This is a genomic window from Ohtaekwangia sp. (assembly GCF_036568665.1).
Classification (GTDB): domain Bacteria; phylum Bacteroidota; class Bacteroidia; order Cytophagales; family Cyclobacteriaceae; genus Ohtaekwangia.
Genome location: NZ_DATCSD010000087.1, coordinates 1 through 10785, shown reverse-complemented (window position 1 = coordinate 10785; position 10785 = coordinate 1). Strand labels below are relative to the sequence as shown.

At 40.7% G+C, this 10785-nt stretch carries 8 protein-coding genes; 5 read left to right on the top strand and 3 right to left on the bottom strand.

All coding sequences use genetic code 11. The annotated features are described in order from the left end of the window. The 5 genes from VIN08_RS04745 to lpxB all read left to right on the top strand — a co-directional run. On the top strand, window positions 1-2992 hold a 2992-nt coding region (locus tag VIN08_RS04745), incomplete at its 5' end, for a SusC/RagA family TonB-linked outer membrane protein (RefSeq protein ID WP_331961002.1). A gap of 21 nt (window positions 2993-3013) precedes the next feature. Next, window positions 3014-4465 carry a SusD/RagB family nutrient-binding outer membrane lipoprotein gene (locus VIN08_RS04740; RefSeq protein ID WP_331960999.1) on the top strand — a complete coding sequence of 484 codons (1452 nt, stop codon included), beginning with the start codon at window positions 3014-3016 and terminating at the stop codon, window positions 4463-4465. Window positions 4466-4476: 11 nt separating this feature from the next. Beyond that, a complete protein-coding gene (locus tag VIN08_RS04735; protein WP_331960996.1) occupies window positions 4477-5436 on the top strand; it encodes a DUF1735 domain-containing protein in 960 nt (319 codons plus the stop codon). 152 nt (window positions 5437-5588) lie between these two features. Next, window positions 5589-6008, top strand: a complete 420-nt coding sequence (locus VIN08_RS04730; protein WP_331960993.1) for a 6-carboxytetrahydropterin synthase — start codon at window positions 5589-5591, stop codon at window positions 6006-6008. 42 nt (window positions 6009-6050) lie between these two features. Then, window positions 6051-7163, top strand: coding sequence for a lipid-A-disaccharide synthase (gene lpxB / locus VIN08_RS04725; RefSeq protein ID WP_331960990.1), 1113 nt, complete (start codon window positions 6051-6053; stop codon window positions 7161-7163). 35 nt (window positions 7164-7198) lie between these two features. On the opposite strand, the gene clpX is transcribed toward lpxB, so the two are convergent. From clpX to tig, 3 genes are all read right to left on the bottom strand, one after another. Further along, window positions 7199-8434 carry an ATP-dependent Clp protease ATP-binding subunit ClpX gene (gene clpX / locus VIN08_RS04720; protein WP_331960987.1) on the bottom strand — a complete coding sequence of 412 codons (1236 nt, stop codon included), beginning with the start codon at window positions 8432-8434 and terminating at the stop codon, window positions 7199-7201. Window positions 8435-8527: 93 nt separating this feature from the next. Next, the gene (locus VIN08_RS04715) at window positions 8528-9202 is read right to left on the bottom strand and encodes an ATP-dependent Clp protease proteolytic subunit (RefSeq protein ID WP_331960984.1); all 675 of its coding nucleotides are present in this window, start codon (window positions 9200-9202) and stop codon (window positions 8528-8530) included. Window positions 9203-9416: 214 nt separating this feature from the next. Further along, window positions 9417-10763, bottom strand: a complete 1347-nt coding sequence (gene tig / locus VIN08_RS04710) for a trigger factor (protein WP_331960981.1) — start codon at window positions 10761-10763, stop codon at window positions 9417-9419. Window positions 10764-10785: the final 22 nt, after the last annotated feature.

The window sequence follows — 10785 nt, the reverse complement described above, 5'->3', positions numbered from 1 at the left end:
CCTTCAAACACAAGAAATTGAAATAGGAAGCAGGAACAAGATCGATGTTCAGCTTTCACAAGATGTTACTCAACTCTCTGAAGTTGTAGTAACCGGTGCAATGGGTCTGCAAAAGCAAGCGAAAGAGCTTGGTTATGCAGCTTCTACTATTTCTAATAAAGACTTGACAATGGCGAAGGCTGTTGATGTTGCACAGTCTCTGAACGGAAAAATATCTGGTGTGAACGTAACGACTACAAACAGCAGTGTTTTCCAAAACTCAAAAATCAACATCAGAGGTATTCGTTCTTTAACAGGTAACAACCAGCCTATGCTTGTTGTTGACGGAGCGCAGGTTCCGCTCAGCTTGTTATACTCCATCTCTCCGGAAGATATAGCAGACATGACTGTATTGAAAAGTGGTGCATCTGCTGCATTGTACGGACCTGATGCCGTAAACGGTGTGTTGGTTGTAACAACCAAAAGAGGTAGAACAAATCAGAATCCTACCGTATCAGTAACATCTTCATACCAGGCTTCACGCGTTGCTTACTTCCCTAAACTGCAACATGAATTTGGCGCAGGTGCCGGTGAAGTTATAGATCAATACGGAAACTATGGTTATGTTCCTTACGAAAACCAGTTATACGGTCCTCGCTTCGATGGAAGCCTGCAGGATATTGGTGTGCCAGTAGAAGATGGAGATATTCAACGAGGTCCATACAGCAACCTTCATAAGAATGACAAAAAGAATTTCTGGAATACAGGATCTATATTCCAGAACACTATTTCATTAACAGGAAGCGATTACTTCTTGTCTGTTCAGGATGCTAACATCAAAGGCTTAATGCCTCAGGATAAAAACAGAAGAACAACCATCCGTTTCAATGGAGATAAGAAGATCAACAAATTCTCTGTGGCTTACGGTCTTGGTTACACCATGCAAAATTCTGATGTAGTAAATGAAAACCAGCTTCAGAATTTATTCCAAGGCTCATACTCAGGAAGTATCATGTTTGCTGTATTGCAAACACCTGATAACGTTCCTTTGTTGGATTACAAAGATCAGAACTATAAGTGGGCGAAGTATGGAAACTATTACAATGAGTTTGCTATCAGCCCATACTGGATTATCAACAATATGCGTTCAAAAAGCAAATCCAATAACCTCATTGGTAATGCTACCCTTGGCTATGAAATAGCTCCATGGTTGAAAGCTACAGCGAGATTGAATGCAACTGTAAATGATGTAAGAACCGATAACACACAGAACCCTTTGGATCCGGGAGATTGGGCTGTAGCAAACAGAAACAGCACAACTTATTTCAGAGCAAAAGGTGCCGTGTTTAATGACAATGCTCACGCAACATTGCTGAACATTGATTATTTCTTGAACGGTAAAACCAATATCACAAACAGTCTTTCTGTTAGTTACCTCGCAGGTGGAAACTTTAGACAGACCACTGAGAAGGATGTTGCTATAGGTGGTAACAACCTGGTGGTTCCTGGATTATATAACGTATCAGTTCGTAGTGGTGATGCTAACGTTCCAGGCTATGGTTTTGGTTCTCTGATTCCGTATAGCAATGCGAACAACTATAACTATACGCTCTTAACAAAAAGAGTTTCTGCTTATGGTACATTAGGCTTTGGCTTTAAAGAGTGGGCATTCCTCGAACTTACTGGACGTAACGATTGGGATAGCCGCTTAGCAAAAGCAAACAGATCATTCTTCTATCCAAGTGCTAACTTGTCATTCGTATTGTCTGATGCGATCGCATCTTTGAAAGAGTCTCCAGTATCTTATTTGAAAGTAAGAGCTGCATATTCTGAAAGTGCTAACGTAAACGTGAACCCTTACTCACTGCAGTCTACGTATTCTCAACCTGCAGGTTTCCCATTCGGAAGCACAGTAGGTTTCACAGCAGGTGCTACTATACCTTCTCCTAACCTGAAACCTGAAACAGTAACTAGTAAAGAAGTTGGTTTGGAAATTGGTTTGTTGAACGGCAAGTTCGATTTGGAAGCAACGTATTTCAATCAGCAATGCGATGACCAGATTCTGCAAACATCACTGCCTTCAAGTACTGGTTATACAGTAGGTTTGGCAAACGCTGCATCCTTCAACAACAAAGGTGTTGAATTAGATCTGGGTATCGCTCCTTACAAAATCGGTAAAGGTGGTTTGAGCTTTAAAATCAACGCTACTTATAACACCAACAAAGTTACATCAACACCTGATGGAAGTCCTGTAGTTATCGGTGGTACATCTAACTATATACAGATATCAAGATCATCTCCAACAGCTAACAACATTGCCGTAGTAGGTGGCCCTGCATTCCAATTCCAATTGAGCGACTACGTAAGAGATCCTGAAACTGGAAAAGTTATAGTTGACAGATATACTGGTAACCCTTCTCAAAGCACAGACCTGGTTGTTACAGGTAGAAGCTTACCGCTTTGGGTAGTTGGTTTTACACCTACTTATACTATAGGAGGTTTGTCAGTGTCCATGACTTGGGATTACAAAGGTGGTCACCAATTCTATTCAGGTCTTGGATCTGATATGGACTTCTCAGGTATATCAAAAAGATCAGCTTCTTATGGTCGTCAACGTTTCGTAATGCCAAACTCAGTTTACATGGGTGATGATGGTAAATATGTAAACAACACCAATATTCAGGTTCAAGATGGTAACTATGGTTTCTGGACTGGCTCAACAACCAACACTGGTATAGCAACAAACTACTATGCAGATGCAACAGCTTTCCGTTTAAGAGAGGTTAACATTACTTATAACCTGCCTCAAAAATGGGTGGCTACAACCAAGTATATCAAGAAAGCATCACTTAGCTTGATCGGAAGAAATCTTTTGTTGCTTGTTCCTAAGTCTAACCAGTGGGGAGATCCTGAGTTCAACTATAGCTCTGCCGGAAATACTTACGGTTTGGGTAGTGCATTCCAAACTCCTGCTTCCAGAATGTATGGAGCTAGCTTGAATCTTACACTTTAAGAGGCCTAAACAAATTGACAAATGAAACACACATATAAGATATTAACGGTGTTTACGCTGGCATCACTGCTAACAGCATGTGAGTTGGATGTAAATGATGACCCAAACAGAGTAACGGAGAGCACCGTTACTGGAGAGCTTATTTTTCCGGCAGGTGCGCATGAAACAGGTCAAAGAGTTGCCAGCGGTAACTTTACCTTTTTGAACAACTGGTTAGGTTATTGGTCAGGTTCAGGAACATTTGCCATTGATGCAACTGAAACTACTTATAACATTACACCAAATTTTGGAAACGCACTTTGGCAGAACCACTACAATACCTTGTTTGATCTGGAACAAGCCAGAGCTAAATCTGAAGCAAGTGGTGATCTAGTATTGGCAGGTGCTTCTATGATTCTGTCGGCAAGACTGTGGCAGGATCTGGTAGATATCTATGGAAATATACCTTACTCACAAGCTTTCAAATATGCTGAGTATCCTCAACCTGCTTATGACAAGGGACAAGATGTTTACAATGATCTGCAAAAGAAACTTGATCTGGCTATTACCTATATGGGTAAAGATGAATTAGCATCTTTTGCAAGCGTGGATATTGTAAACCATGGTGATAAAGCGAAGTGGATTAAATTTGCAAACACGCTGAAGTTAAGATTACTGATTCGTCAGACAGAAGTTAACGGTTTTGATCCAACAGCTGAGATAGCAAAGATTAAAGCTGCTGGTGGTATCTTAGGCAAAGGCGAAACAGTTGCTGTTAACCCTGGCTACACCAATGCTACTAACAAGCAATCTCCATTCTATGCTAACTATGGTTTAACAGTAAACGGTGCTGATGCGGCTCCTTCTGTAAGAGCAAATGAATATTTCGTTGATTTATTGGGCAGCAATGAAGATCCAAGATTATATCAATACTTTACATCTATTGGAAACAGTGTTGTAGGTACAGTATATGGTCTTGCTTCGGGAAACCCGTTAACATCTTCAGGAGTTGGTGCAGGGCTAGCACGCAGTGCCGATCAGGATCAATGGATATTCACTTCTGTAGAGAGTCTGTTCTTGAAAGCAGAGGCTATAGAAAGAGGCTGGTTTGTTGATAATGATACAGACCCGGCAGCAGCGTATAATACTGCGATAACAGAATCATTCATATTCCTAGATGTGCCAGATGCTGAAACAGAAGCTTCAACCTATCTTGATAACTTCCCATATACTGGAGATATTAAAGATCTGATCTTCCAGAAATATGTTTCATTGGCGGGTATCGGACCTTTGGAGTCATGGAGTGATTTGAGAAGATTAGGATTCGATATTATACCTGATGGTTATATCACAGTGAATCCTAGTACTATATCACAGACAGTTCCTGTAAGATTGCTGTATCCACAAAACGAGTATACTACCAATGCGACAAACGCAAACGCTCAGGGAGATATCAATCAGTTTACTTCAAAAATATTTTGGGACGTCAATTAATCTGACTACGTATGAAAAAAATAAGTATAAATTATTTCTTTGCGAGCGCGCTTCTGCTGTTGGCAGTTGCTGGTTGTAAGGATGAGGATTTTGAAAATGGTAAGATTCAATCCGTTGACAACCAAGGCCACGATCAGAATATTATCAGTACCGCTGTTACTTCTACCAGTAACTCTGAGTTTATCGCTTACTCTGTAGATGCATTAACAACTGAGTCTGAGATTCAACTTATTCCGGTTGTTCTTACAGCAGCAGGTACTGCATCTCAGGATATACATGTGAAGTTTGTGCCTATTTTGGATAGCTTGGATAGTTATAATGCTGCGCACCACACTTCTTACATAATGCCAGGTGGAGCAGGTACGCCTGCCTTTACATTACTGGATGATGGCGTGGCTACTATACCGAAAGGATCAAGCGTTGGTTATTTGAAAATAAAAACTGTGACCAATGATTACTTCGGTGATGATCAGTATGCTTTTGCATACAAAATAGAAAGCGTACAGGAATCAGGATATACCATCAGCGGCAACCATAATTTTGGTATTGCGGCTGTGATTCCTAAAAATGATTATGATGGACTTTACACGTATGGCCCTGGAAAAATCGAAAGATTTACTGCAGGTACACCCAATACAAATGATCCATTACAAGGAGAGTATGAAAGCCTGGATGATGCACCACTGGTTACAACTGGTAAATATTCACTTTCATTCAAACCTATCTGGGCTGATAATAGCGGTGGTGTAGGGGGGATAGATGGTACTACAATCACCATCGATCCCGTGGCACAACCGGATGGAACACATTTAGTAACAATGGCATCCTCAACAAACCCAAGTTTGATAAACATGCCAGGTGAGGTTAACTCGTATGATCCTGCTACCAAGACTTTCACATTGGCGTTCACATGGGGAACAGCTAATAAGAGAAATCTTTGGACGAAGCTGACATTCAAAGAACCTAGATAAGCCTAAGGCTGAAATTAATAAAGAGGCAAGCTCATTGAGCTTGCCTCTTTTGTTTTTTTTGAGGACAGGTATGCTTTAGATTATAAAAGTGCATTCGTGGAGTACTTTGTATATTTGTGTGCAAAACAGGTTAACGAAGATTAATTCTAAGAATGATCTACATCTCCCGCAAAGAACATTTCAACGCAGCGCATAAGCTTTACAATCCTAAGTGGACGAAGGAAAAAAATGCTGAGGTATTTGGTCCTTGTGCTAATGAAAACTGGCATGGGCATAACTTTGAGTTGATTGTAACGGTAAAAGGAAAGCCTGATCCGGATACGGGCTTTGTGGCTGATCTTAAAAAGTTAAGCACCATGATTCGTGAGGAGGTTATCGAAAAACTGGATCACAAAAACCTCAATATGGATGTTGACTTTATGCAAGGGAAACTGGCAAGCTGCGAGAACCTCGTGATGGAGATATGGAAAATACTCGAAGCAAAACTTCCTTCCGTTACATCGTATGGAAAGCTTCATAGCGTGCGTCTCTATGAAACTCCCCGTAACTATGTTGAATACTTCGGGGAGTAGATGAGTGAGGCATTTATACTTTGGTAATTTATATTTTTAAGAATGCGTTATTATATCATTGCCGGAGAGCGTTCGGGTGATTTGCATGGTGGCAATCTGGTAAAGGCTTTACGACAGCACGATGCATCCGCTACGCTCCGTGGGTTGGGTGGCGAGTATATGAAGAGTGCAGGTGTCGATCTGATGGTGCACTATAAAGACATGGCATTTATGGGATTTGTAGAGGTGATTACAAATCTCAATAAGATCTCTGACTATATAAAACAATGCAAGCGAGATATACTGCAGTTCAAGCCCGATGTTGTTATACTCATAGACTATGGAGGCTTCAACAGGCGTATAGCGAGGTTCGCAAAGAAAGCCGGTGTAAAAGTATTCTACTATATCCCGCCTAAGGTATGGGCGTGGTATCAGAGTCGCGCGTTGGAGTTGAAGCAGAATGTTGATCAACTGTTTGTAATCCTCCCTTTCGAAAAACCTTTCTTCAAGAAGTTTGATGTTGATGTCGATTATGTAGGTAATCCGGTTTTGGATGCAGTAAAAGCGCACATAGGCGATAGCAGTTTTTTAACAAAGCATAATCTTGATGAAACGTCTCTAGTGGCGCTTTTGCCGGGAAGTAGAAAGCAGGAATTAAAGACCATCATTCCATTGATGGCTGGTGTAGTGAAAAACTTTCCGAAGAACCAATTTGCCGTTGCAGCAGTAAGCAATCTTGATGCGAACCTATATACTGCATTGCGTGAGTTGCCCAATGTAAAGTTTGTCTTTGAAGATACTTACAATTTGCTTCAGCATGCTAAAGCGGGTATTGTAACATCGGGAACGGCAACATTGGAGACTGCGCTTTTCAGAGTCCCACAGGTTGTGGTCTACAGAACTAACTATATAACTTACCGCATAGTAAAATGGCTCATCAACGTTCCCTATATATCATTGGTAAATCTGATTGCCGATAAAGAAGTGGTGAAAGAATTGATACAAGGCGATGCTAATGCCGAAAAAGTTTCTAACGAATTAGACAGACTGCTTAATAACGATGATTACAGAATGCAGATGCTGGATAATTATGATAGCATTATCAAAATTCTCGATACAGGTTCTGCATCAGAGAATACAGCCAAACTGATGATAGGATATTTACAGAAGCGTTAATTACTAAGAGTATCGATATACTCCTAGTAATTGCTTTATGCTACTTTCAGCTTGCTATACTGCGACTTGCTGAATTTCTCTTCTGCGTATGCACGATTGATAACGAGGCGATCCGTATTCTTATCAGAAGGTAATTCAAACATAGCATCGTTGATGATAGCTTCGCAGATACCGCGGAGTCCGCGCGCTCCAAGCTTGAACTCCATCGCTTTCTCTACGATAAAATCTATAGCACCTTCTTTAAATTCAAGCTCGATCTCTTCCATGTCAAACAATTTTTTGTATTGTTTGATCAAAGCATTTTTAGGCTCTGTGAGAATGCGTTGAAGTGTTTCGCGATCCAGTGGATTAAGGAATGATACCACAGGCAGACGTCCAATCAATTCCGGAATAAGTCCGAAGCTCTTCAAATCCTGAGCGGTAATAAACTTTAACAGATTATCTTTATCAATCTCACCTGGGTGCAGACCTTCATGACCGGCTACAAATCCCAAGGGACGTGTATTCAAACGATTACCTATAAAACGAGATATACCTTCAAATGCACCACCGCAGATAAAGAGTATATTTTCAGTATTCACGGTGATCATTTTCTGATCGGGATGCTTACGTCCTCCCTGAGGGGGAACATTCACAGCGGTACCTTCCAGTAATTTGAGCAACGCTTGTTGAACACCTTCTCCACTCACATCGCGGGTAATAGAAGGATTATCAGACTTGCGGGCAATCTTATCGATCTCGTCAATATATACTATACCGCGTTCAGCAGCCTCTACGTTGTAGTCAGCAGATTGTAATAAACGCGTTAAAATGCTTTCAACATCTTCACCTACATAACCGGCTTCTGTTAATACAGTGGCATCGGCTATACAGAATGGTACCTGTAGAATTTTAGCGAGTGTACGGGCAAGGTATGTTTTACCAGTACCGGTTTCGCCGACCATAATGATATTTGATTTCTCTATGGTTACATCGCTGTCGAGTTTGCGCTGCATCAATCGTTTATAGTGATTGTATACAGCCACCGACATAACTTTCTTGGCCTCATCCTGACCGATAACATATTCATCCAGAAACTTTTTGATCTCGCGAGGCTTCACGAGTTTAAAGTTGGGAGAGAAGCCAGCTTCCGTTTTGCTTTTCTTCTCCTCGCTGAGAATCTGGTTAGCCTGGGTTACACATTTGTCACAAATATGAGCATGTATACCGGAAATCATCAGGTCTACATCTTTTTTGCTTCTTCCGCAAAATGAACAGGTAACTTCAGCCATACGTTAAATTAAAAATTAAAAACCGATGCTCAGAATAACTTCAAAGGTACTGAATATTCTGAACATCGGTTGGATACAAATCGTGCGTAAACGCTAGATTTTCTTACGTTCCAGCACTTCGTCTATAAGACCGTATTCTTTTGCTTCAAAAGCGCGCATCCAGTAATCGCGGTCAGAATCCTTTTCAATTTTCTCATATTTAGCACCGCTGTGTTTCGCCAGGATGTTATACAAGTCTTTCTTTACTTCCAGTGTTTGCTTCAGCGAGATTTCCATATCGGAAGCCTGACCTTGCATACCGCTCATCGGCTGGTGAATCATTACGCGGGCATGCGGAAGAGCCGAACGCTTCTTGGCAGCTCCGGCAGTCAGCAATACAGCACCCATAGAAGCCGCCAGACCTGTACAGATCGTAGCAACATCCGGATTTACATACTGCATGGTATCATAGATACCGAGACCAGCGTAAACTGACCCCCCCGGGCTGTTGATATACATAATGATATCTTTCTTCGGATCGGATGATTCGAGGAAAAGCAATTGTGCTGTGATCAGGTTCGCGATCTGATCATCAATACCCATTCCCAGGAAAATGATACGATCAGAGATAAGACGTGTGAATACATCGATAGCGCGGAAATTTCCAGGACGCTCCTCGATCACATATTGTGTCATGTTCTGAATTTGCTGTGCATAACTGTCAACGGTATTACCGCTCATGCCTAAATGATGTACGGCATACTTTCTGAATTCATTGTTATAATGCATATAGATAATAGATAAGTACGTTGTAAAATGGATTTGAAATAATGGTAATCTTAGCTATCCGGGTTCAAAATTCCAACCCTCCGCCTTGTTAAACCCATTTAAAACGAAAATGGTTTTAACCCGGGTTGTTACCGGATTAAAACCATTGACGCAAAGCCTGTTAAATTTATTGTTCACTGATGGAAGACGCTTCCATCACACAGGCAGATATATTCTAATGTTTGTGTTCAGCAACGAGTTTCTTAAACTCATCCACCGATACTTTTTTCTCCTGGATAGAGATATTGTCTTTTATAAACTTCAGGATTTTCTCACTGCGTAACTGATTGTACAAGCGCATAAAGTTCTGGCCATTTTCATTCTGCAGATAATTATCGGCAATGCCATCCAGACGGTCGCCTAATTGTTCAACGAAAGCCTGACCACCAAATTGAGCAGTGATAAGTTCTTTTGCCTTGTTACGAACTTCTTCAGCTTCAACCGTAATCTTGTTATCGTCAGCGATACGATTTTTAACAAGATCCCATTTCAAACCTCTCTTATAGTGTTCAAACTCTTTATTGATCACATCATCAGTCACTTCACCATTGCTGCTTGATTTCAACCAGCTTTTAAGGAAATCGTCTGGCAGGTTGATCGATGTATTTTGGATAAAGTGATCTTCAATGTGGTGCTCCAGAAAATGATCAGCTTCACGCTTATAGTTTTCGCTTATCGTTTCCTTTACTTTATTGATAAACTCTTCTTCTGTAGTAACAGCATCTTTACCAAATACGCGGTCGAACAGCTCTGTATTGATAGCAGCAGGTTCTACACGGCTGATGGTGTTGATCTTGAAAGTATATTTTCCTTTTGCAGCCTTCGCTTCTTCGTCAGAAATACCCAGTAATTGTGCTACATCAGCATCTTCAGCAAACAGTTTGCTTACTTCAAATTCTACTTCTTCGTCTTTTTTCAGACCGTTGAATTTCTTCTGCTCTTTCTTCTCTACTTTTTCAGTAGCAATGAATGCATGTTCTTTTTTGAAGTCACCTTCTTTGGCACTCAGCTCTCCGAATAAGTTATCGCCAACTTCTGATGTTTCAGGATAGCTTACTTTACCAAAGCGTTTCTTCAGATCATCGATCGTTTCATCGATAGTCTTTTGATCAACATCAATCGGGTAAGATTTTACTTTTACTTTAGAAGATACATCATAGCTGAAATCTTCTACCATACCGATCTGGTATTCGAATTCAAAATCTGTTTGTGTATCCCAGTTGATCTCGCGAGCCTTCTCCTGGTTAGGAAGCGGATCACCTAAAATCTTGATGTTGTTATCTTTAATATAGTCAGAAAGCTTGTGCGAAAGCAGGTGATTAATCTCGTCTACAAGAATAGATTTCCCAAACATTTTTTTGATCACACCGCTTGGTACTTTCCCTTGACGAAAACCTTTGATATTGGCTTTGCGCGAATAATCTTTTACTTTTTCTTCAACGTGGGGTTGATAATCACCTTCGGTTAATTTAATTTTAATTACACCTTCAGTGTTGGTCTTTTTGTTCAGTGTTATTTCCAAAGCTTATAACGTTTGATTATTT